This is a genomic window from Actinomadura sp. NPDC023710, assembly GCF_040639875.1.
GTDB classification, from domain to species: domain Bacteria; phylum Actinomycetota; class Actinomycetes; order Streptosporangiales; family Streptosporangiaceae; genus Spirillospora; species Spirillospora citrea.
Window position 1 is genome coordinate 207465 of record NZ_JBFAGB010000012.1, and the last position, 24901, is coordinate 232365.

Below are 24901 nucleotides of genomic sequence, written 5' to 3' on the forward strand. Positions count from 1 at the left end.
TTGGGAGTGGTCATGGACGAACCCCCCGCCCCGCATCCGCGGCGCTGGCAGATCCTCGGCGTGCTGTGCCTCAGCCTGTTCGTCGTCGTGGTCGACAACACGATCCTCAACGTGGCGATCCCGTCCCTGCTGCGGGACCTCGACGCCACCACGTCCGACGTCCAGTGGGTGATCGACGCCTACTCGCTGGTGTTCGCCGGCCTGCTGATCACGGCGGGCAGCCTCGGCGACCGGTACGGGCGCCGCCGCGCGATGCTGGCCGGCTTCGCCCTGTTCGGCGCCGGCTCCCTGCTCGCCGCCTTCGCGGAGAGCCCCGCCCAGCTCGTCGCGATGCGGGCGCTGATGGGCGTGGGGGGCGCGTTCCTCATGCCGGGGACGCTGTCGATCATGGCGCAGGTGTTCGGGCCGGACGAGCGGGGCAAGGCGTTCGCCATCTGGGGCGCGACCTCCATGGTCGGGCTCGCCGCGGGGCCGACGCTCGGCGGGTTCCTGCTGGAGCACTTCTGGTGGGGCTCGGTCTTCCTGGTGAACGTCCCCGTCGCCGTTGCCGCCGTCGCCGGGCTGCTCGTCCTCGTCCCCGAGTCGCGCGGGGTGCGCCGCCGCCCGGACGTGCCCGGCGCCGTGCTGTCCACGGCGGGGATGTCGGCGCTGGTGTGGGCGGTCATCTCCGGCCCCGCGCACGGCTGGACCGGCGCCCGCACGCTCGGCGGGCTCGCCGCCGGCGCCGCCGCGCTGGCGCTGTTCGCCGCCTGGCAGCACCGCAACCCCGAGCCGATGCTCGACCTGCGCCTGCTGCGCGACCGCGACTTCTCCGGGGCCGCCGCCATGATCGCCCTGTTCGGGTTCGCCCTGGCCGGGATGCTGTTCGCCCTGACCCAGCTGCTCCAGTTCGTGCACGGCTACGGGCCGCTCAAGGCCGGGCTCGCGCTGCTGCCGGTCGCCGTCTCCGCCGGCCTCGGCAACGGCCTCGGCGCGTCGCTGGAATCGCGGTTCGGTGCCCGTCCCGCCCTCGTCGCCGGGTTCTGCGTCCTCGCGGCCGCGTTCGGGGCCCTCGGGCTGACCGGACCGGACGACGGCTACGCCGCGCTCGCGGCCGGACTCGTCGTCCTCGGATTCGGCGCCGGGCTCGGCACACCGCCCGCCTACAGCACGCTCATGGCCGCCGTCCCGCCCGACGAGGCGGGGGTCGGCTCGGCGGTGAACGACGCGGGCCAGGAGCTCGGCAGCGCGCTCGGCGTCGCCGTCCTCGGCAGCGTCGTCTCCGCCGCCTACGCCCGCGACCTGCCGGGCACCGCGCCCGCGGCGGCGCGCCACTCGCTGGGCGAGGCCCTGGCCCTCGGCGACCCCGGCCTCGCCCGCACCGCACGCGACGCCTTCGCCCACGCGGTGTCGACCGCCTCGTTCGCCGCGTGCGGCGCGATGCTGGCCGCCGCGCTGTTCGCAGCGTTCGTCGTGCGCGCCCGCCGTCCCGTGACCGCGGACGCGCCGGAGGCCGTCAGGACATGAGGTCGGACGGGGCCGTCCCCGTCTCGGTGAGCGGCAGGCCGAGCGCGACCCGCTCGGCCAGCCAGGCGCTCGGACGGTAACGCGGGTCGCGGGTCGACTCGTGCATCTGGTTCAGGACGCCGAGCACGCGCTCGGCGCCCACGTGGTCGCCCCACTCCAGCGGCCCGCGCGGGTAGCCGAGCCCGAGCCGGACGGCGGTGTCGATGTCCTCCGGGGCGGCGAGGCGCTGTTCGGCGATGCCGCAGCCCACATTGACGATCGACGCCAGCAGCCGCGGCGCGACGGCGACGGGCGCGTCCCGCACGACGGTCACCGGCCGTTCCGCGGCGAGCAGGGAGGCGAGAGCCGCGCGGCCCGCCTCCGGATCGAGCGCGGGCTGCACGGTGAGGGTGATCCGGCTGAAGAACCCGAAGAACCCGTCGATCCCCAGCGTCCGCTCCCCGGGGAGGCCGTTCGCGACCTGGTCCGCGACGCTCATGTCCGTCGATGCGTCGACCAGCAGGAGGGCCTCCCCGGTCGGCTCGTCACCCGCCTCGACCTCCACCCCGGCCTCGGACAGCAGCATCCCCAGCGTCTCGCGGTGCTGCGGTTCCTGGAACCAGACGGGCCGGAAATCGGTGGCGGGGACGCCGGCCTCGGCGGGCTCCTGCTTCACCCCGTCCACGTACCTGTAGAAGCCCTCGCCGGTCTTGCGTCCGAGGAGCCCGGCCTCCAGGCGCGCCCTGCCGATCCTGGACGGGCGGAACCGCGGCTCGGTGTAGAAGCCCGTCCAGACGGACTCCATCACCGGGTGCGACACGTCCATCCCGGTCAGGTCGAGCAGCTCGCACGGCCCCATCTTCAGGCCGAGGACGTCCCGCGCGATGCGGTCGATGTCCACGGGCTCGGCGCCGCCCTCGGAGAGGATCTGCAACGCCTCCGTCACCAGGCCGCGCCCAGCGTGGTTGACGAGGAAGCCGGGCGCGTCGGGCGCGAGCACCGGAGTGTGACCGAGACGCCTCACCAGGTCGGCGAGCGCGTCCGGGATCCACTCGGCCGTGCGCGTCCCCGGAATCACCTCGACGAGCTTCATCAGCGGCACAGGGTTGAAGAAGTGCAGCCCCGCCAGCCTGGACGGGTCGTCCAGTGCGGCGGCGATCGCCGTCACCGGCAGCGAACTGGTGTTGGTCGCGAGGATCGTGTGCTCCGGGCAGACCTTCTCCAGCGACCTGAACAGTTCCCGCTTGGTCTCCATGTCCTCCCGGACGGCCTCCACGACGAGGTCGCAGTCCTGGAACGGGGTGAGCGGCTCGCCGACCGGCCGGAGCCGTCCCTTCGCCGCCTGCGCGTCGGCCGCCGTCATGCGCCCCTTCGCGGCGAGCCTGTCGAACATGGCCGCGACGTACTCGGTCGCCTCCATCACGGCCTGCGTCCGCAGGTCGGCCAGCTCCACCGTCAGCCCGCCCGCCGCGGCGAGCTGCGCGATCCCGCGCCCCATCGCCCCGGCCCCGATCACCCGGATCGTCGTCGCCCGGCCCGCCCACTGCTCCACGTCGCCTCCCGCGCTCGCCCAGCCCTCCGGCCCACGTCCCGGTTCGCCACCGCCATGGGTACCCAGCATTCAACCCTCCACCGGGCGCAAGCCCGGACGCCACCCTCCCGGGCGGGGGCCGTACCCTGCGAAGTGCCCCGCGACCCCGTCCCGAGGAGACCACCATGCGCGACGCGGTGATCTGCGAGCCGCTGCGGACCCCCATCGGCCGGTTCGGCGGGGCCCTCACGACCGTCACGGCCGCCGAGCTCGCCGCCGCCGTCGTCCGCGCCCTGGTCGAGCGGACCGGCCTGCCCGGGGACGCGATCGACGAGGTGATCCTCGGGCACTGCTACCCCACCTCCGAAGCCCCCGCCATCGGGCGCGTCGCCGCGCTGGACGCCGGGCTCCCCGTCACGGTCGGCGGCGCCCAGCTCGACCGGCGCTGCGGGTCGGGGCTCCAGGCCGTCCTGAACGCCGCGATGCAGATCCAGACCGGCGTCAGCGACGTGGTCATCGCGGGCGGCGCGGAGAGCATGAGCGGCGCGCCCTTCTACACGACCGCGGCGCGCTGGGGCGTGCGCGGGCCGTCCCTCGAACTGCACGACGCGCTCGCGCGGGGCCGCGTCACCGCCGGCGGCGTCCACCACCCCGTCCCGGGCGGGATGCTGGAGACCGCCGAGAACCTGCGCCGCGAATACGGCATCGGACGCCGGGAGCAGGACGAGCTGGCCGTCCGGTCCCACGAGCGCGCCGTCGCCGCCCAGCGCTCGGGGGTGTTCGCCGAGGAGATCGTCCCGGTGACCGTCCGGTCGCGGAAGGGCGACACGGTCGTCGACACCGACGAGCACCCGCGTCCCGGCACCACCGTCGAGGGCCTGGCGAGGCTGCGTCCCGTCCTCGGCGGGAAGGACCCCGAGGCCACCGTGACGGCGGGCAACGCCAGCGGCCAGAACGACGCGGCCGCCGCCTGCGTGGTCACCACCCCCGAACGCGCCGCCGAGCTGGGCCTGCGGCCCCTCGTCCGGCTCGTCTCCTGGGGCCGCGCCGGGGTGCCGCCCGAGACGATGGGCATCGGGCCCGTCCCCGCCACCGCCAAGGCCCTCGCCGCCGCCGGCCTCGCCCTCGCCGACATGGACCTCATCGAGCTGAACGAGGCGTTCGCCGCGCAGGTCCTCGCCGTCACCCGCGCATGGGGCCTGAAGGACGCCGACTGGGACCGCGTCAACGTGCACGGCTCCGGCATCTCCCTCGGCCACCCCGTCGGCGCGACCGGCGCCCGCATCCTCGCCACCCTCGCCCGCGAGATGGACCGCCGGGAGGCCCGCTACGGGCTGGAGACCATGTGCATCGGCGGCGGCCAGGGCCTCGCCGCGATCTTCGAGCGGGTCTGACCGGCACGCGGTGGCGCCGCCGGAACGCCTACACCGCGATCACATCGGCCGCATGCGTCGCGGGCGGCCCGTGGTTGGATGTCGCGAGTCACCGTGGGACCAGCGAATCGGCTGGGCAGTGGAGGGAATTGCATGAACAGGTTGATGCGCGCGCTGATGGTGGTTCCCGCGACGGCGGTGCTCATCACGGCCGGGACGGCGGCCGTGGCATCGGCCGCGACGGGCACGCCGAGCGGCGCGCCGCCGGCCGAGGACGACTCCAGCGTCTGGTGCGTGTCGACGAGCGGCGCGAAGGCATGCTTCGCCGAGTACGGCGACCGCGTGTGGGTGAAGGACACCAAGGCGAACGGAGCGTCCGCCGCCGCCACGCTCCAGGACAACGAATCGTCCGCGTCGTGGTACCGGGAATGCTTCAACGACCGCGGTGCGGACGGCGGTTGGGTGATGTGCAACTTCGACGTGCCGGAATACCAGAACGGGTACCTGTGGGCCGTTGACAACCCCTTCGTCGGCAGCCAGGCGTACACGAAGATCTACACCAGCGGCATCATCTGACCCCCGTGACCCCCGAAGACGGCTCCGATCCGCCGCCGCCTTCGCCGAACACGAGGGGGGCCGGTGGCGTCTGAGGGGTCATGAGTCCGAAGTGCGAACGGTGTGACGGTCCGCTGGTCCCGGTCGAGTACGGCATGCCCGTCGGCGACGAGCTGTACCGGCGGCACGAGCGTCGTGAGATCTACTTCACCGGCGGCTGCATGGGCGGGCCCGAGCCGTGGTGGTGCTGGTCGTGCGAGCGGTTCGCCGACCCCGAGCCGCGCCCCCCTCGCTCGATGACCGTGGAGGGCTATCAGCTGTACGTGCTCGACGACATGCGCGGCATCGCCCCGGAGTCTCTCCCTGCCCTCCCGGCGCCCTACGACGACCCTCCGGCCGGCCTGGTGGAGGAGGTCGGCCGGTGGCGCGCCATGCAGTCACCGAAGATCAAGGATCTGGCGGCGATCCTGGGCGATCCGGTCAGTGGCGGCCCCTCCAGGCACCGGTTCGCCCTCCCGCTCTGGCCCGACTTCTGGCTGGAGCACACCAGCATGGACACCGAGGTCGGCGAGTACGTCCTCGACCGGAGGTTCGTGCGCAGGGCGGGCGAGCCGATGCGGTCGGCGGACGACATGCGCCCCTGGTCGGTCCTGCGGCTGGAGGCGGAGGCGTTCTTCGGGTGGGAGCCCACGCGCAGTCCGTACATGTACTACCACGTCATGCCGTTCCAGCTTGGAGGACGCCCGATGGAGGCGTACTTCGTCCACGACCTCCTCCTGAAGGTCTCCGAGCGCTCCGAGAGTTAGGTCCGCTCCGCCGTCCAGGACGGGTCCCGGCCGGTCATGGCGATGAGGCGGTCGAGAGCGGACGCGTCCCCGCTCACGTCGACGGCGGGACCGAACAGGCCCGGGACGCCCTGGCCGCCGCTCTGCTCGACGGACGGGGCGACGAAGGCGAGGCACGCCTCGATCTCGCCCGCACCGGCGTCGTAGGGCCGGCCGATGGCGCGGGAGACGTCCCAGCCGTGCACGACCAGCTCGTTCATCGCGACGTGGCCCGCCTGGCCGCCGGGCAGGTCGATGCCGCCGGCCTGGGTCATGCCCTGCCACGCGTCCGGGGAGCGCCATGCCGCCGCCAGCGCGTCGAGCTGCTCGGGGACGCGGGACCGCCAGTCCGGGGCGAGCCGGGCGGCGTCGGCGGAAGGCGGCTGCGACGGGCCGTCGGGGAAGTCCTTCGCCGCTGCCCGGGTGAAGGCCAGGGCCAGGCCGTTCACGTGGTCGACGAGGGTGCCGAGGGACATCCCGCCGGCGGGCGTCGGCCCGGTGAGCTGGGAGTCGCGCACCTCCGCGAGCAGGCCGGCCATCCGCCGCGCGGCCGGACCGAGGTCGGGCATCGAGGTCATCTGGGATCCTTCCGTTTCGTATACCGCTGGACGGGACGCAGGTGGACGTATCCCGTCCCGTGATATGGACTCGGGAACCGCCGGATACTCATCGCTGCGCGGGTAAGACCAAGATCGAGGGCCTCAGCGGTCCGGACATCGGCGCAGACTGTTCTGACCAGGGGATGTGACTCGTAAGCTACTACCGAGTAGTATTCGGGCCCCGGATGGAGAGCAGTCTGACGCGAGCCCTACGCTGGCTGCCATCGCCCGTACCCCAGGAGGACGGAACAGTGTTCTGGATCACATTGGTCATCGGGCTCGCCGGAGCGGCGGCCGCGCTGGCGCTCGCCGGGAGGCGAGTGCTGTTCCTGTACGCGATCGCCAAGAGCGGGCAGCCCGACCCCCAGCGGACGCTGCAGGTCAAGCGTGAGCCCACCAAGGCCGTCGAGGGCCAGGCCGTCGAGGTCCTCGGCCAGCGCAAGCTGCTGAAGTGGACCGTCGCCGGCGCCGCGCACGCCGCGGTCATGTGGGCGTTCATCCTGCTGATCACCGTCTACCTGGAGGCGGGCGTCGCGCTGCTGTTCGGGCTGGACGCCAAGATCCCCGGCCTGCAGACCTGGCCGCCGATCGGCTTCGTCCAGGACACGATCGCCCTCGCCTGCACCGCCGGCCTGATCGTCTTCACCGCGATCCGGATCAAGAACTCGCCGAAGCGGCTGGACCGAGGGTCCCGGTTCAAGGGCTCGCACCTGTCCGGCGCCTGGATCACGCTGTTCATGATCTTCAACGTGATCTGGACGATGTTCTTCTTCCGCGGCGTCGAGTGGGCCAGCGGCAACCTCCCCTACGGCAAGGGCGCCTACTTCTCCTACCTGGTCGGCCACCTGTTCGACGGGCTGGGCGACCACACGCTGGAGGTCCTGGAGTCGGTCGGCCTGCTGGTGCACATCGCCGTCGCGCTGATCTTCCTGGTCTTCGTCGTCCACTCCAAGCACCTGCACATCTTCCTGGCCCCGCTGAACGTCATGTTCAAGCGCCGCCCGGACGGCCTCGGCGCCGCGCAGCCGATGATGTCGGGCGGCAAGCCGCTCGACTTCGAGGAGGCCGACCCCGACGAGGACGTCTTCGGCCGCGGCAAGATCGAGGACTTCACCTGGAAGGGCTTCCTCGACATGGCGACCTGCACCGAGTGCGGTCGCTGCCAGTCGCAGTGCCCCGCCTGGAACACCGGCAAGCCGCTGTCGCCGAAGATGCTCGTCCTGGAGCTGCGCGACCACGCCCTGGCCAAGGCGCCCTACTTCACCGCGTCGGAAGACGCGCGCGGCGCGTTCACCGACGAGCAGAAGCTCGCCATGGAGGTGGACAAGGCCCTCGTCGGCGAGGACGGCGTCATCCACCCCGACGTCCTGTGGTCCTGCACCAACTGCGGGGCGTGCGTCGAGCAGTGCCCGGTCGACATCGAGCACATCGACCACATCCTGGACATGCGCCGCTTCCAGGTCATGATCGAGTCCTCGTTCCCCTCCGAGGCCGGCGTCATGCTGAAGAACCTGGAGAACAAGGGCAACCCGTGGGGCATGTCCGAGATGAAGCGCCTCGAATGGATCGAGGAGCTCGACTTCGAGGTCGACGTCGTCGACGACAAGGTCTCCGAGGACACCGAGTACCTGTTCTGGGTCGGCTGCGCCGGCGCCCTGGAGGACCGCGCCAAGAAGACCACCAAGGCCGTCGCCGAGCTGCTGCACATCGCGGGCGTCAAGTTCGCCGTCCTCGGCCCCATGGAGGCGTGCACCGGTGACCCGGCCCGCCGCCTCGGCATGGAGTTCGTCTTCCAGATGCTCGGCCAGCAGAACGTCGAGACGCTGAACGACGCCGGCGTCAAGAAGATCGTCGCGACCTGCCCCCACTGCTTCAACACCCTGGCCAACGAGTACCCGCAGATCGGCGGGAACTACGAGGTCGTCCACCACACCCAGCTGCTCGCGCACCTGGTCGAGGAGGGCAGGCTCACCCCGGTCACGCCGATCGAGGAGAACATCACCTACCACGACCCCTGCTTCCTCGGCCGCCACAACAAGGTCTACAAGCAGCCGCGCGACATCATGGCGACCGTCCCCGGCGTCAGGACGAAGGAGATGCACCGGCACAAGGACCGCGGCTTCTGCTGCGGCGCCGGCGGCGCCCGGATGTGGATGGAGGAGCGCATCGGCAAGCGGATCAACACCGAGCGCGTGGACGAGGCACTGGAGACCGACCCCGACACCGTCTCCACCGCCTGCCCGTTCTGCCTGGTCATGCTGGGCGACGCCATCAACGAGAAGAAGAACGCGGGCGACGCCAAGGAGTCGCTGGAGGTCGTCGACGTCTCCCAGCTCCTGATCCGCTCCATCAAGGGCGAGGGCACCGCCCCCGCGAAGGAGGCGGTCGCCGCCGAATAGGGGCGCCTGCCCGACGGCCCCGTTCCCGCTCCGGCGGGGGCGGGGCCGGTTCGCGCTCCGGCCACGGTTGAGGGGCGGGCTCGCTGGTAAGACCTGGGGATGGCCGTGCTCGTGTCCCTCCTCGCGTTCCTGATGACGCTCGCGGGCGGCCTGACCGCGATGCGCGTCCGCGACCACCGGCACCTCGTCCTCGGCCTCGCCGGCGGGCTGATGCTCGGCGTCGTCGCGTTCGACCTGATCCCCGAGTCGCTGGAGCTGACGCGGCACCGCCCGTTCGGCGTCCCCGCCTCCATGATCGGCTTCGCGGCGGGCTTCGTGCTCCTGCACGTCGTCGAGCAGGCGGTGGCGATCCACCGCGCCCACGAGGAGGAGTACGCCCCGCACGAGCACGTCCACGGCTCAGGCTCCGGCGGGCTGCTCGCCGCGCTCGCCCTCGTCCTGCACAGCCTCGTGGACGGCCTCAGCATCGGCTTCGGCTTCCAGTCCGGCACCGAGACCGGCGTCTTCGTGGCGCTCGCCGTCATCACCCACGACTTCGCGGACGGGTTCAACACCTTCACCGCCGCCTCGCTGTACCGCGGCGACCGGCGCCCCGCCGTCCTGCTGCTGCTCGCCGACGCCGCCGCCCCGGTCGCCGGGGCCGCCATCGGCATGCTGGCGACCGTCCCGGACGCCGTCCTCGGCCCCTACCTCGGGGTCTTCGCCGGCGTCCTGCTGTACCTGGCCGCCGCCGAGATCCTGCCCGAGGCGCACAGCGTCCACCCGCGGATCATGACCCTGGCCGCCACCGGGCTCGGGCTCCTCGCCGTGCTGCTCAGCGTCGGGCTCGCGAGCTGACGGAGGGCCGCCCGGAAATCCGGACGGCCCTCTTCGGGAACGTTCCCGGCGTCAGCCCGTCAGGGACGTGGCGTAGCTCTGGTTCGACTTCAGCCACGCGTCGACCGCCTGTTCGGGCTTGCCCTTGTACTGGTTCTCCATCAGGTCCTCAAGGGAGCCGAGCTGCTTGTCGTCCATCCGGAACTTCTTCAGCCAGCCGGTGACCTCGGGCTGGTCCTTGCCGAAGTCCTTGCGGGCGATGGTGTTGATGCCGTCCGGCTTGCCCATCGCGCCCTTCGGGTCCTGCAGGTCGCGGATGGGGTACTTCGTGTACGCCCAGTGCGGGCGCCACAGCGTGACGACGATGTCCTTCTTGGCGTCGATGGACTTCTTCAGCTCGGTCAGCATCGCCGCCGTCGAGGACGTCGTGACCTTGTACTCGTCCTTCAGGCCGTACGCGGGGAGCATCTCCTCCTGCGACACCCGGTACAGGCCGGAGCTCTTCTCGATGCCGACGATCTTGCCGCCGTACTGGCCGCCCTTGCCCTTCAGGTCGTCGAGCGTCTTCAGCGGGGAGTAGTTCGGGACCGCGATCGTCAACGGCGCCGAGTCGTACCAGACGCCGACCTTCTCCAGCTTGTCGCCGTACTGCTTCCAGTAGTCCTCGTGCGTGCCCGGCAGCCAGGAGTCCACGAACAGGTCGACGTCGCCCTTCGACATGCCCGCGTAGAGCGGTCCCGTGTCGAGGGTCTTGACCTCCACCTTGTAGCCCTTGTCGGTCAGGAGCCTCTTCCACAGGGCGGTGGCGGCCTCACCCTCGGCCCAGCCCGAGACCATGCCGATGGTGATCTCCTTGTCGTTCCCACCCCCGCCGGAGTCGGAGTCGCCGCACGCCGCGGCGCTCAGCCCGAGCGTCAGCGTCAGCGCGGCGACCGTCAGGCCCTTGAACTTGGAGCGCATGCGCGTCCTTTCGTTGGCTTGCATGGTGAAGTGGGGGGAGCGGGAAGTCAGTTGGACGTTCCCGCGGCGGAGGCGACGGCGACCGGGACGGTCGCGGCGGCGCGGCGGCGCGTGAACAGCGCGCGCAGCATGCTCGGCCCCTCGCCCAGGGCGCCGGTCAGGCGGTCCAGGTAGATGGCGAGGACCACGACGGCGATGCCGCCCTCGAAGCCCTTGGCGACGTCCACCCGGTTGATGCCCTCCAGCACCTCGCCGCCGAGGCCGCCCGCCCCCACCATGCCGGCGATGACGACCATGGACAGCGACAGCATGATCAGCTGGTTGACCCCGGCCATGATCGACGGCATCGCGAGCGGGATCTGGATCCGGGTCAGGATCCGGCCCGGCGGCGTGCCGAACGCCTCGCCCGCCTCGACCATCTCCGGGTCCACCCCGCGGATGCCGAGTTCGGTCAGCCGCACCCCCGGCGGCATCGCGAAGATCACCGTCGCCACCACGCCGGGCACCGAGCCGATGCTGAAGAAGAAGATCGCCGGAATCAGGTACACGAACGCCGGCATCGTCTGCATGAAGTCCAGGACCGGCCGGACGATCCGGCTCACCACGTCGCTGCGCGCGGCCGCGATGCCGATCGGGATCGCCACCACGGTCGACACCACCGCCGACACCAGCACCAGGGCCAGCGAGTCCATCGCCGACTCCCACAGCTCCATGCTGTCGACCAGCGCGAACCCGAGGATCGTGAACAGGCCGAGCTTCCAGCCGCTCAGCACCAGCGCGATCACGGCCAGCACCAGCGTCAGCCCCAGCGGCGGCAGGACCGTCAGGACGCTCGTCAGCCCGTCCACCGACGCCTCGATCGCCGAGCCGATCCCGTCGAACAGCCACGCCAGGTTGTCGGTGCACCAGGTCACCAGGCTGTCGAACCACTCGCCGACCGGAACCCGGGGCAGCTTCATCGCAGCGTCACTCATCGCCGCCGCCCTCCTTCGTCAGCGCCAGTTCCGGCTCGTCCTCCTCGACCATCTCCTCCACGTGGGAGTTGATCGCGCCGAGCGCCGCCAGCAGCGTCACCCGGGGGATCACGCCGAGCAGCGTCCCCTTCTCGTCCGCCACCGGCACCGGCAGATCGCTCTCGGCGACCCGCACGAACAGGTCCGCGACCGGGGTGTCCGGCGCCACCGGCGCCGGATCCTCGGGGTCGATCAGGCCGTCCAGCGTCTGGACGTTCTCCTGCACCGCGTCCGCGATCACGGTCGCCCGCACCCGTCCGACGAGCCTGCGGTCCCGCCCGACCACGAACGCCGCCGATGTCTGCTGCTCGCGCATCGTCCGCAGGGCCGTCCGGGGCCCGGTCGACGCCAGCACCGTGACCAGCGGCTTCTCCATCACCGAGGCGGCCGTCAGCACTCTGGTACGGTCCACATCCGCGACGAACTGAGCGACATAGTCGTTGGCGGGATCGGTGAGGATCTCCTCGGCCGTCCCGATCTGCACGATCCGGCCCTCCCGCATCACCGCGATGCGGTCGCCGATGCGCATGGCCTCGTTCAGGTCGTGCGTGATGAAGACGATCGTCTTGCCGAACCGGCTCTGCAGGTCCAGGAGCAGGTCCTGGACCTCCCGGCGGATCAGCGGGTCCAGAGCGCTGAAGGCCTCGTCCATCAGGATGATGTCGGTGCCCGAAGCGAGCGCGCGGGCAAGCCCCACCCGCTGCTTCATTCCGCCCGACAACTCACCGGGGACCTTGTTCTCCCAGCCTTCGAGACCCACCAGGGCCAGGAACTCCCGGGCGGTCTTCTCTCGTTCTTCCCTGGGAACACCGCGGACCTCGAGCCCGTACGCGGCATTGGCCAGAACCGTCCGATGGGGGAACAGCGCGAAGTGCTGGAAGACCATGCTGACCTTGTTCTGCCGAAGCGCGCGCAGCGCCTTCGGCGGCAGCTTGGCGATGTCCTGGCCGTCGATCTCGACACTTCCGGACGTGACGCCGAGCAACCCGTTCAGCATCCGGATGAGGGTCGACTTCCCCGACCCCGACAGGCCCATGACCACGAAGATCTCGCCCTGCCGGACCTCGAACGTGGCGTCCACCACCGCCGGGGTGACCCCGAGGTCGCGGACCACCGACAGATCGGCCCCCGCCCTGAGCTTCCGCTGTGCCTCCGCCGCCTTACGGCCGAAGAGTTTGGTGACGCTTTCCGCGCGGAGTACTGACACGATCTCCTTCCGGGTTCCCACGTCGATGCGCGGAAACGGGTCGCCTCGTCCGTCCAGGCGCCCGGGCCTCACCTAAAGAGGCTGTCAACCAGACGCCATGCCTGTGCGTCGCCCGAAACTACCCGGCCAGAGAACATGTTTCATCTTTTGGTGATTTCCGTCACGTTCGGGTAACGAACTGACTACACTTTCGTCCGGTGAAAGTTCTGGTACGACCGCGACGGCGTCGGCCCCCGCTGGTCCTGGTACCGCGACCCGTACTTCGCCGACCCGTAGGGGTACTCCGCCGGCGAACTCGTCCGGAACAGGCACATCTGCCCGATCTTCATCCCGGGCCACAACTTGATCGGCAACGTCGCCACGTTCGACAGCTCCAGCGTCACGTGCCCGTTGAACCCCGGATCGATCCACCCCGCCGTCGAGTGCGTGAGCAGCCCCAGCCGCCCCAGCGAGCTCTTCCCCTCCAGCCGCGCCGCGAGATCCTCGGGCAGCCCGAACACCTCGTACGTCGAGGCCAGCACGAACTCCCCGGGATGCAGCACGAACGCCTCGTCGGCCTCCACCTCCACCAGCCGCGTCAGATCCGGCTGCTCCACAGCGGGATCGATGTGCGGATACCGGTGGTTCTCGAACACCCGGAAGTACCGGTCCAGCCGCACGTCCACACTGGACGGCTGAACCATGACCGGCTCGTACGGGTCGATCTTCACTCGCCCAGACTCAAGCTCGGCCCTGATGTCGCGATCGGAGAGCAGCACCCCAGAAAGCTATCCCACGCCACACCCCCACCGACGATCCGGTACAGTAACCAAAACGCGGGCGTCTCCAGGCAGCCCCACGCGGGTGTAGTTCAATGGTAGAACTTCAGCTTCCCAAGCTGACAGCGCGGGTTCGATTCCCGTCACCCGCTCCACCGCGAAGGCCCAGGCCAGGGACATGATCCCCGAACCTGGGCCTTGATCGTTTCTGGTCGCCTTCACAGCCGGGCCATGAGCGGGCCATGAGGCCACTGGCACCAGCGCCCCGCCCGCTCGCTGTCGTGGCCCATGCGCGCCATCTGGTTCTTGGTCGACACGCCCATGTCCGCCGCGAGCTGGTTACTGGTGACCCGGAGGTCATGGAAGTACAGGTTCGGAATGCCGAGCGCGTTCACCAGGTGGCGCCAGTTCGCGACCTTGTTGAACCCGCTCCGGCGCAGCGGCCCGCCCTTGAGCCCCATGAAGATCAGGGCGTGAGGCTCCTTGCCTGTGTACTTGTTCAGGTGCGCTGTCAGGTGGGGGACTATCGCAGCCGGAATGGTGACCGTGCGAACCCCCGCCTTGGACTTCGGTGGCCTGAGGCGAAATCTACCCCTGGGGCAACCAGCGGACCCCCGCGAAGGTCAACTGCCGAGAGGACGGGAAGCGCACCACCACCCCCATTGACTGCTACGCAAGCGGAGTCAGCCCGTACGGGGTCTACGACATGTGGGCAACGCATGGGATTGGCGCTCGACCGAGTCCGAGCCCGGCCGGTACGAGCCGACGTTCAACGCCGCATCAGCAGACATGCACGACGATGACACCGGCTTCCGATGCGTCACTCCAGCCGAGACCATGCGAGCCCTGCTGAACGTGAAGGGCCGGTCAGTCAAAGTCTGAGGTCAGCACTGCGCACCGGGGCCGGATGAGAACTTTCTTTACGTCTTCAAGGGCGGCCCGCAAGCGGGCCGCCGGGCGACCGCGCCCGGCTCTGCGAGCCGGGCATGCGGCCTGTACCGTCCGGTCCTATCTCGCAGCCCGGCCACGGCCGCCCCACTCCCCATGTGAGACCTAGGAACGCAAGACAGCCCACTCAAGGTGGTCGCCCCCCGACTCCCTCAGTCATCATCAGACGCCGCCATGAGTCGCTACCCCTCGTCTCCGGCGCCGAGACAGCTAACGAGTCCTGTGAGCAGGACGCTGACCTCCTGCTACGCCTTACCTTGAGCGAGTAAGGCTCCCGGTTCCGGGAAAGTATCGCGAGGACACGGCATGGTCGAGCTGACCCTTCTGATCAACCAGAGGATGGAGCCTGCCCATGAACACCCGAAACATGATCCTCGCCTTGGTGACAGCCGCGGGACTCGTCACAGCCTGCGCACCCACAAAACAGGCGGAGAAGAGGGGCGGGGAGACACCGACGACCACCCAACCTGCCAAAGGCGCCAAGATCGGCCAATCTGTCAAGGACGGGAAGTTCACCTTCGTAGTCACCAAGGTCTCCACCCGTACCAGCAGTATCGGCCCCGAGGGGGTCGGCAAGAAGCCTCAGGGCAAGTTCGTGCTGGTCAACATGAAGGTCACCAACCACGGCAAGGAGGCCCAGACCTTCGACGGTGACTCTCAGAAGCTCCTAGCCGGGGACAAGGAGTACTCGGCAGACACCGAAGCGGCCATCTACCTTGAGTCCGCCAGATCGCTCCTGGAGGAGATCAACCCCGGCAACACAGTCAACGGCACCGTGATCTTCGATGTCCCCACAGAGGTCACCCCCTCAGCGATCGAATTGCACGACTCGCCGTTCTCGGCGGGAGTCCGAGTCAATCTGAGGTGACGCGCCCGGGGAGGGTATCGGTCCTGAATGGCGGCCGGTTGAGCGAGCTCGAACCAGGGAGCTGACGCCGCCCCCTGGACCCCCGCGTGCCGGGCGCTCATTCGCGCGATACTGCCTGTCACGCCTAGCGCGCCGTTCGCGCGAACGAACACCCCGGAGCGATGCGCTCACGTGCGGTACGCGGCGCGCCATTGCGGCCAGAGGACGTCTGTGGACGGGTGTGGATCTTGTTCTTCAGACTCGTAATGAATCGTTCCGCAGTTCAGCCTACGATCGCCTCAGCGTGGTTGAGGAGGGTTGCAGGGTTGGGGGTGATCGCTGCCGCGCGGCTTCCGGTGCTCGGGCCGTGGCCGGCCCTGCGCTCCGGGTCTGCTTGCCCTCGGATGACCGGGTGCTGTCGCCGTTCCGATCGGTCGAAGGGGCGCAGGTCAGGGGCTATAGCGGCGGGCCATTAGCGGGCCATTAATAAGGGTGATCAGGGAGCAATCGCGGTCACTTGCGGTGCCGGGCTACGCCAGGTCAGGGGTATCAGCAGGCAGGTTCGGGGCTATTCCCAAGCTGACAGCGCGGGTTCGATTCCCGTCACCCGCTCCCATAACGAAGGCCCAGGTCAGCGGTTTCCGCCGAGCCTGGGCCTTGGCCTTGTGGGGGCTCAGTCACACCCGCGTGCCATTAGGGCAGCGGCATCAGAGAGCCCGCCGCACCGCCGTCATCATCGTCGTCTTGGTCTTGCTCGGCCCGGACGAGCGCGTCAAGCCCGTCCGCGATGATGCGATCTGCCTACCTTCGCAAGCAGTTGAGGACGGGCAAACCAGTCAGGATCGAGTCGCTGGGCGCTCAACGACTCCAGGGTGGCCATCGCGGTCTCCCAGTCCGGGCCCGGGCCGGAGCGATCGTGGAGGTCGCGCAACGCATCGAGGTGGTCGGTCAATGCCTCCGGGTCGGTACCCCACCGGTCCAGCGGGCGCAGCATGTCCAGTTCGGTGACCACCACGCCATCGACGATGTAGTAGAGCCTGTTGAAGTTGTTGATCGCCCAGAACACCGAATGAACGGTGGCGCTCTGGCTAAGCCGCCGCAACGCCTCCTCCTCGGCGGTGGCGGTGCCGAACCCTACGATGATGACGGCGTCGCCGCGCTGCTCGAGAAAGACCGTGTCAGCTAGGTCGTCGTATTCGAGGTCAGAGACACAATCAGCCGGCCGGTCCGTCGTCATGGTGTCCGGTTCACCGTGCAACCGGCGTACTACGTCATCCACGGTCAACCGCGCCTGGCGAGGGCGTACCACCGTCCAAGACAGGTTTTCCTTAACCGAGGAATACTCCGAAAGGTCGCTCAACTGCTCGAACATCCGCACATAGTGCTCGATCTGCCCAGGTGTCGGACCCGCCATGGTGCCATCCAATACAGTCGACGGTCGCCTGACCGTACCCCCAGCCCCCGCGAGTCGAAGCACTCACCCGCGCGAAACTGTCTGTCGCACTATCTCGCTGAGGCGGGGTCCGCGCACTCTCGGAGGATCGGGGGCTGTCGCCGTTCCGAGCAGGCCGAGATGCGCAAGTCAGGAGCTCGGCCGCCATGAGTTGAAGGCAGCGCGTTCACTAGCCCATTCCAACGGCCAGGCACCTCACCGGTGCCGCCGCTAGGCTCCTGGCCATGGCCGGCGTCCTGCGGATCCATTTCACGCGCCAAGACCTGCTGCTCATGCAGTTGGCCGGGCAATCCGACCCGATGTGGGAGGCGGTGCTTGGAACCCACGTCCTCGTCGCACCCGCGGGCCGGTTGACGCCACGGCTGAGCGCTTGGAAGGCGAACGCCCGGCGGAAGATCGACCCTGAAGTCCGTTCAGCGTGCCGTCTCCTCATGGACCTCGCACCTGCTGATGCGAGTTACTTCCCCGACTTCCTCACGCCCATCGAGGCCATGGAGGGTCTTGACGCGGGACTGGACGCCCTTCGGTCGACGCCGCGCAGCCGGATCAGGGACGAGTTGGGCTTCGCATCGAAGCGTCGCGCTCTCCCCAATTGGGCATGCAGCCTCGCCCGCGGCGAAGGGGAGGCCATGCAGGACGTGGCCCGCTCCTTTCAGGTCATTAATGACAGGCTGATACGCCCGGACTGGACCCAGGTGGCAGCGGCTCTCGAGATGGATCGCTCGCAGAGGCTGAGCGCGCTGGAGCGCAGTTTCTCCTCCCTGCTCGATTCCATGTACCCGTTCACCTGGAATGATCCCGTGCTCTCCGCGCCCTATCCCATGGATTGGGACATCCGCCTGGGAGGGCGTGGCATCTGCTTTATTCCTTCCTATTTTTGCGACGGATCGCCTGTAGCAATCGTCGACCCCAAGCTCCCCCCTGTGGTGGTTTACCCCCTGCAGGTCGCATCGCGAAGAACTGCACACGACGAAGCGTTGGGGGCACTCCTGGGCGACAACCGCGCCAAGGTCCTGGTCTCTCTGCGCACCGCGTCAACGACGGGCGATATCGCCGCCATGGCCGGACTGCGTCCTTCAGTGGTCTCCGGACATCTGAAGATCCTTCGCAACGCCGGGCTCGTCGAAAGTGAACGGCAGGGCCAACACGTCCTGCACACCCTGACCCCTCGCGGTGCGGTCCTCACGACTGAAAACAACCCCGGCTGACCTGGATAATTCTCCTCCAGCAGAAAACTTCCGCATGGCCGGATGCCCAACCCTCCTACGGTGTGACCATGCTCCACCGAGACCTTGGCCAGGGCATGCTCTTCCCTGCCTGTCTCAACTTTGCGCGCATCGCTGAGAGAGGAACGTCATGAAGTTCTGGAATCTTGCCGGCCCGGCCATCACGGCCTTGTTGGCGGCGGGCTGCGCCGGCGGCGCTGGTGCTAACAGCAAGGGCGCCTCCGAAAAGGGCACCAAGATGCCCAAGGCGAGCTCGTTCGAGGAGATCGCCGAACTTCTCAAACCGACCCTCGGTTCTTGCCAGCGGATGCAGACGACCGGTCCTGGCGTGGAGCTCCAGGTTTCCGACAGGAGCCGTGGTGGAAAGGAGAAGGCCATCTGCTGGTATCAGGAGCAGAAGTTCGCGGTCGAGTTCCTGCTCATCGATGCGGACAACTCTACGATCGAGCGGTTCTTCAAGAACTACGACTCCGTCTCCTCGGAGAGGGTCGGAATGGGCTTCACCGTCCGGGACACCGGAGGTGCCAGTGACGAGATCGAAGCCGCCCTTCAGCAGAAACTCAAGGAATCCGGACTGAAGTTCTTGAACTGTGAGAATGATTTCACTCCGTATAGCGGGATCGATTTCGTCGAAGCGAAGACGAAAGGCTGTCGCTATACGTCAGTCCAGCGCTTCTAGCGTCAGGTTAATGGCGACGCGCTCTGCAATAATCTGAAGCGGACGTAGCTCGTCGCCCACTCTTCTTGCAGAAATTCGCCAGGGGGCCCGTTCAGAGCTCGTGGGCAAACGTCCCCCTGGCCACCTACCCTGCATACGGCTCGGCGAGAAGGCGGAGGAACTGGTCGGCCCCGGCCGAGAGATCGAGACGCGCCAGCATCTGGCGCCGGGCCGCCAGTTCGCGGAGAACCCGGCCCGGCCCGTAGCGGGAGATGACAAAGCCGTCTTCCGGATAGACGGCGGCCTCCCACAGAGGGCGACCGGCACCGTCAACGACCAGGCCCCGGCCATCCTGGCGGTCCACTTCCCGCCAGGCGAAGTCCAGGCCGGCTTCCTCGGCGGCCTCGCGAGCCAAGCGTTCCTCACCGCGCCACCGCTCCAGCAAGAGATCGGTGCCCGGACCTGAGGGGACACGGCCCTGGGTGAGGGCCGGCTGCCAGGCGGGCCGGTAGCCGGGCATCCCGGCATACGTGTACGCCAGCAGCCGAACAAGCGCGGGGCGTTGGGTGCAGCGGGCCCGAATCTCCTGGTTGACGCGCAGCCAGGCGGGCGAATATCGGGTGCAGGACCGCAGATGCCGATCGAGTGCTGGAGGCAGCGGCGGACATTCATCCAGGTCCGCCTGTCCTCCGTACTTGGCATCCGCGGCCAGTTGGCGGTCGAGAAACGTCGTGATGACGGTCAATGGACGCTCCAGTCACGCAGGGCTTGCAAGAACGGCACGAGGCGACGACCGCCGCCAGGTTGCCGCGCTCGCCCCAACAGCACGATTCGGCAACACGTCTCTCCGCCTATGGTCGCCCTGATGTGTGGCTCGACTCGCACCTCCGGCGGGCACGGCAGCGCGCGCGTGGCGGTCGGGCCGCATGGGCGGTTTCGCCTTCCGGCAAGGGGCTCCCTGCCACCTGAGAACCGCGCAGTTCCGGCCGCCTCGCCGTGAAACGACACGACTATAACTACACACTGTGCATGACGGGATGCACTGGGATGATCTTGCAATTGCCGCGGATGGTGTGTTGACTTGGCAACCCTCTCCGGCCGGAGCGTCAACGCAACCTCGATGAGGCGAACCAGGAACCCTTACAGTTACCCAACGTAGTCGATTACGGTCCGTCCGAACGACCGCGTTCACGGCACCACTCTTCACAAGAAGAGGGTTTGGAGCTCGCCTTGGGCCACATGGAAACCGGGATGGGGCACTGGACGTATGCCCCTCTGCTCGCCTATCTGGTGTCATGCCTCGGCTGCGGACTCGGCCTGGCGTGCACGAGCCGGGCATGGGTGGGTACCCGTGCCATTCGCAACCTGTGGCTGGCTTGGTCAGCGGTGTCGATCGGCGGCACCGGGGTCTGGGCCATGCACTTCATCGCGATGGTGGGCACCACCGTCGAGGGCTCGGAGGTCAGCTGGAACATCCCCCTGACCGCTCTGAGTCTTCTGATCGCGGTCGGCATAGTCGCAGTCGGCATGTTCGTGGTCGGCTACAGCCGGGCGAAGCTGCCGGCGCTGCTGCTGGCCGGCCTGCTCACCGGCGTCGGCGTCGCCGCCATGCACTACACGGGCATGGCGGCGATGCAGGTCCAGGGATCGATTCACTACGACATGCGCATCGTCGCACTGTCCGTGGTCATCGCCGTCGTGGCCGCTACCGCCGCTTTGTGGGTGACCCGCGATGTCCGAAGCAAACTGGCGATGGCCGGCGCGATCCCGATCATGGCATTGGCCGTCAGCGGCATGCACTACACCGGCATGGCGGCCGCCAGCTTCACGATGGACCACAGCGCACCGGCCCCGACCGGCGCGGGCGTGCTCTCCCTGACCTGGCCGCTGATCATCTGGATCGGCGGATGCCCCGTCATCACCCTGATGCTCATCGCCCTGGTGCCGAGCGGGAAGGAAGCCCTCGAAGACAGATACCACCAGGAAATCTTCGACCAGCTCTCACGCCAACGCCAAGCCACCCAGCGCCCCGACCCCCCGTACGGCATAGACCGCACTTGAGTCGGTACGGCCTGGAGGCGATGGGCATCGGCGGCGGCCAGGGCCCGGCGGCGGTCTTCTAGCGCGTCGGTCGGCAGAGGCGTCCGCCGCTCAGGCCCGGCCGGTTCGTCTTGGTCAGAGGGTGGGGTTGATGACGAACATTCCGCCCTTCTGGGAGACGGCGGAGAGCTTGGCGGCGCTGATGGTGTGCTTGCCGCCGGTCGCCTTCCACGGGTCCCAGACGGTGATGGTCTTCTTGCCGGCGTTGTAGCCGTACACGACGATCGCGTGCCCGGTGTGGTTGGGGAAGCCCTGCTTGGTGTTCCAGGGCAGATCGTCGGCCCATACGCCGAGGACCGTGGCCCGGTGCAGCACGCCCGCGTCGTACCTGACCTTGGTCAGCAGCTTCGTGCCGGTGCTGATGTCGTCCCCGGTCCGGTAGGCGAGGTGCTTGGGCTTGGCGTAGGCGTTGAGCACCGGGAGCGCCTGCCTGGCCGTGGTGCCGGGGCCCGCGGTCTTCATCTTCTTGGCGAGCGTGGCCTGGCTCACCTTGATGCCGAGGGTGCGCAGGCTGATCGAACTCGACGTCGGCACGCACCAGTTGTTCTTGCTCTGGTACTGCCCGATGATCTTCACGGTGTACGACCCGGGCGCGGCCGCGGCCTGTTGCAGGGCGGGCCGGCCGCGGGGTGCGGACACGGGCTCGTAGGGCATGCCCTGGGGAATCGCGGCGGGCCGGGTGGGCAGGGCCTGGGCGGCTCCGGCGGCACCGGCCCGGCCGCCGTCTCGGGCGCCGGCCGTCGAGACGACGATCCCGGTCGCAACGGCGGCGGTGGCGGTGAGGGCGGCGATGCCTCCGGCGATCCAGCGGGAAACTGGCACCTGGGTACTCCTTGTAGTCGGCGGGCAACCGTTGTGACTCGGCTGCTGGGTGAGACGCACCATGATCGCCAACGGTTTCGGGGGGATCGTCCGAAATCTGCGTTCATTGGATCGCCATCGATGTCCTGACGATGACCCGGTCCGGCGCGGCCATGTGCCCGTACCTTCGAGGTCGAAAAGTGCGGCGGTGGACGATTAGGGAGCCATTAGCCAGCGGGAACAGGGGTCATTCACGGTCACTTGCGGCACCGTGGTCGGCCAGATCAGCGGCCTTGGCGTGCATGATCGGCTTGATTCCCAAGCTGACAGCGGGTTCGATTCCCGTCACCCGCTCCATCGAGGATGCCTGGGTCCGAGGGTATGAATATCCTGATAGCGCTCAGCTAAGGCTCAACGGGTGTCGGGCCTGTTTGGGAACGTGTGCGGGCCTGAAGGAACCAATGCGCGGCGACCAATGGGATGACGCCGACGGGGTACCAGACAACGTCAATGAGGTCGAACTGGGCGCCTAGTAGCTGACGCGCGAGCCAGCTGCGTTGGGAGAGTGCCGCGGGCAGGGCGGTGAGCTGTGCGCACTCGATGAGCCAGCAGTATGCGATCGCGGCGCTGCCAGCGGGCAGGGGGGAGATCCGGGGTCGTATGAAGATGACTATCGTGTAGACGATGGCCGCGGACAAGGCGGCACCTGAGTACTGTTCGATGGGTCCGTCCATTGTGGCGCGGATTGCGTAGGCGGCGCCTGCAAAGCCGACTGCCGATACCGCCATCAGCAGCCGAATCCATCGCACCGTGAGCGACATCGAGCGATCATAGTGGCATCGCGGCCAACGCCTCAAAAGAGAAACGCCGCCACGGCGTTGGAGAGCGGCCAGGTCAGCAGGCGGGCGCCGGCCCTTCCCGTCACCGATACCAGGCTGGAGGCCCAGGCCAGTGACTCATCACTGACGCTGGGCCTCGTTGCTACGGATCAGGATGTTCGCGCCTCAAGTTGGCCAGGCGAGGGGGCAAGCAGCGCCGGGGCCTGTCGTGTTCGTGCAGGCGTGGCGGAAGTAAGTGGCAGCATTGCTGGAGGCACCCGGCGGTCATTCGTAGGACCCGGGAGTGCGTGCCAGGCTCTCCTGGATCTTGTCGCAGACGAGGTCGAGAAAAGCGCCATCAGCGGGGGACGAGTACGACATCGTCGGATCTGGATAGATGACGACGTCCAGGCGTTCTGCGGCGGCGGAGGTAATGGACAGCCCGGACGACCTGCGTGCAAGATTGACCTTCACCGTGGTCGGGGCGACTCTGGCACCAGTGCTGGGAAAGGTTTGTATCTGCACCGGCTGACCGAGCCCGACTTTCCACAGTGCGACCGAGTTCTGGTCGACGCTGAGGATGAATCCAGCCAGGTTCTGCATGCCCAGCGTTGGACGGCATAGGAACGCGAGGCCGTTTTGACGCAGTGCTCCGAGGGCCTTGCGCTGGTTGCGGACCACGAGCCGTCCGTAGATCACCAGGGCGAGCAGAAGCAGAAGCGCCAGCGCCATGACCAAGAGCAGGGACAGGAAGACGTACACCGGCCGACCATAACCCCGGTGGAGCCGATAAGTGAACTCTGCGTCGGTGCGCACCGCAGGTCCCGGCGGGTCGGGTTGCGGGTGCCGGGTGATGCTTTCGGTGGCGCGGCAGCCGGTTTCGGCGAGTTCAGCGATGCAGCTTCACAGGACCGTGGTCACGTACGGCACCACCCGCGCTGAACGCGAAGTGGAGGACCTCCTCGGCGTGGGTGACCTCAGCGGGGGTGGGCCACTTGCCGTCGGCGTGTTGGCTCCAGGCATGCCAGCGTGCACCGACGTCTGGGAGCCCGGTGGCGCCGCCCAGCCACTTGCTTCGGCTGACTTCGGCGTGCTGACTAGAGGGGCCGGGCGAGCAGGTCAACCCTTGATCATCGTGTAATTGTGATCAGCGCCCGCGAATGCCTGACGAAGTTTCTTCGTCAGCGCTTCTTTGGCCATCTCTGAAACCCAACGGATGGTTCTGCGAGGCTCTGAACTGCGCGGACGAGATACTTGGGGGAGGTTGCACGGACCCCGGGCTCCGGGCCCGCTGCCGGGGTCCCTGCATCCCACTAGAGCCCTAGGGCCCCAAAATTCCAGCGGCGCATTGAGGTCCCTCAGCCCTGCCCGCCCGTGATTTACCTCAAGTAATTTCTCCACCAGTTACCGAAGGGGAGATGAATCATGGCGATCACCGTCCGGAGAAAGGCTGCCTTTGCCGCCGCCGGCCTCGTGATGACGACCGGTCTGGGACTGGTGGCATGCGACGCGTTGCCCGCTCGGGAGACCAAACTGAGCGCCGGGGGCACCAAGGCCGTCCAGGCGGCCCAAAGCCTGACCGCCGCGCAGATCGCAGCCGGTGCCACCCGCGTCAGTGGGGACTCGGCGAACACGCCCGTCTACCTCATCAAGGGGTACCGGCAGAAGGTCACCGACACCGGATGCGCCAAGAAGTGGACCGGCGCGGTGAAGGCGATGCGCGGCTGGGGCTGGACGGGCAAGTTCCACCGGGTCGGCTACTACTCCACCGACGATCCGAAGGGCTGTGTGCGGATCGCCAAGGGGTCGACCGACACCTCCATCAAGGATCTCGGCAGGCAGCTGGCCCAGAACATCTACAAGAACTACTCGTCCAAGGGCCAGACCGTCGACATCGTCGCGCACTCCATGGGCGGCCTGGTCGCCCGCGCCGCGATCGCCGGCTCCGCACGCCACGAGCCGGGCTGGCCGCCCAAGCTGCTCATCCAGGACGTGGTCACGCTCGGCACGCCGCACAAGGGCGCCATCGTGCCGACGTTCTGTGCGTCCGACAAGCAGTGCCGGGAGATGAGCGGGATGAACTCGTTCCTGAACTGGCTCGGCCCGCAGCTGCCCCAGGCCGACGGCGGCACCGACTGGACGCTGCTCGCCACCGACCGGGACGAGGCGGTCAACTCCTCCAGCGCCGCGCCCGCCCTCATCGGAGCCCAGCACCGGGTGCGCTACGCCCCGATCGCCGGCCTCCGGCACAGCGACCTGCGTACCAGGGTCTCCGGCCACTACCGGCTGAACTACAGCCTCAACGACGCCAACTGGAAGCACATCCGGAACGGCGCCCCGCCGGTCCGCGTGGCCATGGACGCCATCTACTGGTCCAACAAGTGGTGACCTAGGACTCCGAGGTGAGCGACCAGGTGGGGGCTGGCGTCGACCAGGTCCACGTCGGCGAGGTCCCGGCCGCCGACGTTGACGACCTGCCGGGCAGCCCGCCGCCGTCGTAGGGCAGGCCGAGATGGTCCATCAGGGTGGG

23 protein-coding genes and 1 tRNA gene are annotated in these 24901 nt (G+C 68.5%); 12 read left to right on the top strand and 12 right to left on the bottom strand.

Going from position 1 to position 24901, the window contains the following annotated elements; genetic code table 11:
* Positions 1 to 12 precede the first annotated feature (12 nt).
* A complete protein-coding gene (locus AB0H37_RS16650; protein WP_329096794.1) occupies positions 13 to 1506 on the top strand; it encodes an MFS transporter in 1494 nt (497 codons plus the stop codon).
* On the opposite strand, the gene AB0H37_RS16655 is transcribed toward AB0H37_RS16650, so the two are convergent.
* Positions 1496 to 3106 carry a 3-hydroxyacyl-CoA dehydrogenase gene (locus AB0H37_RS16655; protein ID WP_360613467.1) on the bottom strand — a complete coding sequence of 537 codons (1611 nt, stop codon included), beginning with the start codon at positions 3104 to 3106 and terminating at the stop codon, positions 1496 to 1498. The two genes, AB0H37_RS16650 and AB0H37_RS16655, sit on opposite strands and share 11 nt — an antisense overlap.
* A 95-nt stretch (positions 3107 to 3201) precedes the next feature.
* Here AB0H37_RS16655 and AB0H37_RS16660 point away from each other — a divergent pair, with 95 nt between their 5' ends.
* The 3 genes from AB0H37_RS16660 to AB0H37_RS16670 all read left to right on the top strand — a co-directional run bounded on the left by AB0H37_RS16660 (position 3202) and on the right by AB0H37_RS16670 (position 5750).
* Positions 3202 to 4410 carry an acetyl-CoA C-acetyltransferase gene (locus tag AB0H37_RS16660; RefSeq protein WP_360613469.1) on the top strand — a complete coding sequence of 403 codons (1209 nt, stop codon included), beginning with the start codon at positions 3202 to 3204 and terminating at the stop codon, positions 4408 to 4410.
* Positions 4411 to 4542: 132 nt separating this feature from the next.
* Entirely contained in the window at positions 4543 to 4965 is a 423-nt protein-coding gene (locus tag AB0H37_RS16665) for a hypothetical protein (RefSeq protein ID WP_179831744.1), read from the top strand.
* Between the two features lie 80 nt (positions 4966 to 5045).
* Complete coding sequence (locus tag AB0H37_RS16670; protein ID WP_329096791.1) at positions 5046 to 5750, top strand: hypothetical protein; 705 nt, start codon at positions 5046 to 5048, stop codon at positions 5748 to 5750.
* Here the strand turns inward: AB0H37_RS16670 and AB0H37_RS16675 are convergent.
* Positions 5747 to 6346 (bottom strand): TIGR03086 family metal-binding protein, encoded by a 600-nt coding sequence (locus tag AB0H37_RS16675; RefSeq protein WP_360613472.1) that lies wholly within the window; start codon positions 6344 to 6346, stop codon positions 5747 to 5749. The two genes, AB0H37_RS16670 and AB0H37_RS16675, sit on opposite strands and share 4 nt — an antisense overlap.
* Positions 6347 to 6618: 272 nt before the next feature.
* Between AB0H37_RS16675 and AB0H37_RS16680 the strand changes: the two genes are divergently transcribed.
* Together AB0H37_RS16680 and AB0H37_RS16685 are read left to right on the top strand one after the other, a co-directional pair.
* Positions 6619 to 8766, top strand: a complete 2148-nt coding sequence (locus AB0H37_RS16680; RefSeq protein ID WP_360613474.1) for a (Fe-S)-binding protein — start codon at positions 6619 to 6621, stop codon at positions 8764 to 8766.
* 99 nt (positions 8767 to 8865) lie between these two features.
* Complete coding sequence (locus tag AB0H37_RS16685; RefSeq protein ID WP_179831747.1) at positions 8866 to 9603, top strand: ZIP family metal transporter; 738 nt, start codon at positions 8866 to 8868, stop codon at positions 9601 to 9603.
* Between the two features lie 51 nt (positions 9604 to 9654).
* On the opposite strand, the gene AB0H37_RS16690 is transcribed toward AB0H37_RS16685, so the two are convergent.
* The 4 genes from AB0H37_RS16690 to dcd all read right to left on the bottom strand — a co-directional run bounded on the left by AB0H37_RS16690 (position 9655) and on the right by dcd (position 13520).
* On the bottom strand, positions 9655 to 10542 hold the full coding sequence (locus AB0H37_RS16690; RefSeq protein ID WP_179831748.1) for a glycine betaine ABC transporter substrate-binding protein: 888 nt from the start codon (positions 10540 to 10542) through the stop codon (positions 9655 to 9657).
* A 47-nt stretch (positions 10543 to 10589) separates the two neighbouring features.
* Complete coding sequence (locus tag AB0H37_RS16695) at positions 10590 to 11516, bottom strand: ABC transporter permease subunit (RefSeq protein ID WP_179831749.1); 927 nt, start codon at positions 11514 to 11516, stop codon at positions 10590 to 10592.
* Positions 11509 to 12762, bottom strand: a complete 1254-nt coding sequence (locus tag AB0H37_RS16700; RefSeq protein ID WP_179831750.1) for a glycine betaine/L-proline ABC transporter ATP-binding protein — start codon at positions 12760 to 12762, stop codon at positions 11509 to 11511. Before AB0H37_RS16700 ends, AB0H37_RS16695 begins: the two co-directional genes overlap by 8 nt.
* 182 nt (positions 12763 to 12944) lie before the next feature.
* Positions 12945 to 13520, bottom strand: coding sequence for a dCTP deaminase (dcd, locus tag AB0H37_RS16705; protein ID WP_179831751.1), 576 nt, complete (start codon positions 13518 to 13520; stop codon positions 12945 to 12947).
* Positions 13521 to 13601: 81 nt separating this feature from the next.
* On the opposite strand from dcd, the gene AB0H37_RS16710 reads away from it, so the two are divergent.
* Positions 13602 to 13675 (top strand) — tRNA-Gly (locus AB0H37_RS16710).
* Positions 13676 to 13738: 63 nt separating this feature from the next.
* Here AB0H37_RS16710 and AB0H37_RS16715 read toward each other — a convergent pair.
* Positions 13739 to 13981, bottom strand: coding sequence for a hypothetical protein (locus AB0H37_RS16715; protein ID WP_360613477.1), 243 nt, complete (start codon positions 13979 to 13981; stop codon positions 13739 to 13741).
* Between the two features lie 839 nt (positions 13982 to 14820).
* On the opposite strand from AB0H37_RS16715, the gene AB0H37_RS16720 reads away from it, so the two are divergent.
* Positions 14821 to 15336 (top strand): DUF4352 domain-containing protein, encoded by a 516-nt coding sequence (locus AB0H37_RS16720; protein WP_360613479.1) that lies wholly within the window; start codon positions 14821 to 14823, stop codon positions 15334 to 15336.
* Between the two features lie 751 nt (positions 15337 to 16087).
* On the opposite strand, the gene AB0H37_RS16725 is transcribed toward AB0H37_RS16720, so the two are convergent.
* Entirely contained in the window at positions 16088 to 16687 is a 600-nt protein-coding gene (locus AB0H37_RS16725; protein ID WP_360613481.1) for a DUF6461 domain-containing protein, read from the bottom strand.
* 305 nt (positions 16688 to 16992) lie between these two features.
* Here AB0H37_RS16725 and AB0H37_RS16730 point away from each other — a divergent pair, with 305 nt between their 5' ends.
* Together AB0H37_RS16730 and AB0H37_RS16735 are read left to right on the top strand one after the other, a co-directional pair.
* Positions 16993 to 17976, top strand: coding sequence for a winged helix-turn-helix domain-containing protein (locus AB0H37_RS16730; protein ID WP_360613483.1), 984 nt, complete (start codon positions 16993 to 16995; stop codon positions 17974 to 17976).
* Between the two features lie 148 nt (positions 17977 to 18124).
* Entirely contained in the window at positions 18125 to 18673 is a 549-nt protein-coding gene (locus tag AB0H37_RS16735; protein ID WP_360613485.1) for a hypothetical protein, read from the top strand.
* A 124-nt stretch (positions 18674 to 18797) separates the two neighbouring features.
* Here the strand turns inward: AB0H37_RS16735 and AB0H37_RS16740 are convergent, their stop codons facing one another.
* Entirely contained in the window at positions 18798 to 19397 is a 600-nt protein-coding gene (locus tag AB0H37_RS16740; protein WP_360613487.1) for a hypothetical protein, read from the bottom strand.
* Positions 19398 to 19870: 473 nt separating this feature from the next.
* Here AB0H37_RS16740 and AB0H37_RS16745 point away from each other — a divergent pair, with 473 nt between their 5' ends.
* The gene (locus tag AB0H37_RS16745; RefSeq protein WP_329096777.1) at positions 19871 to 20713 is read left to right on the top strand and encodes an MHYT domain-containing protein; all 843 of its coding nucleotides are present in this window, start codon (positions 19871 to 19873) and stop codon (positions 20711 to 20713) included.
* 114 nt (positions 20714 to 20827) lie between these two features.
* Here the strand turns inward: AB0H37_RS16745 and AB0H37_RS16750 are convergent, their stop codons facing one another.
* The 3 genes from AB0H37_RS16750 to AB0H37_RS16760 form a co-directional block, all read right to left on the bottom strand.
* Complete coding sequence (locus AB0H37_RS16750) at positions 20828 to 21574, bottom strand: C39 family peptidase (protein ID WP_360613489.1); 747 nt, start codon at positions 21572 to 21574, stop codon at positions 20828 to 20830.
* Positions 21575 to 21957: 383 nt separating this feature from the next.
* Positions 21958 to 22374, bottom strand: a complete 417-nt coding sequence (locus AB0H37_RS16755; RefSeq protein ID WP_360613491.1) for a DUF2809 domain-containing protein — start codon at positions 22372 to 22374, stop codon at positions 21958 to 21960.
* Positions 22375 to 22656: 282 nt separating this feature from the next.
* The gene (locus AB0H37_RS16760) at positions 22657 to 23133 is read right to left on the bottom strand and encodes a hypothetical protein (RefSeq protein ID WP_360613493.1); all 477 of its coding nucleotides are present in this window, start codon (positions 23131 to 23133) and stop codon (positions 22657 to 22659) included.
* A 663-nt stretch (positions 23134 to 23796) separates the two neighbouring features.
* Between AB0H37_RS16760 and AB0H37_RS16765 the strand changes: the two genes are divergently transcribed.
* On the top strand, positions 23797 to 24759 hold the full coding sequence (locus AB0H37_RS16765) for a hypothetical protein (RefSeq protein WP_360613495.1): 963 nt from the start codon (positions 23797 to 23799) through the stop codon (positions 24757 to 24759).
* The last annotated feature ends 142 nt before the right edge of the window (positions 24760 to 24901 follow it).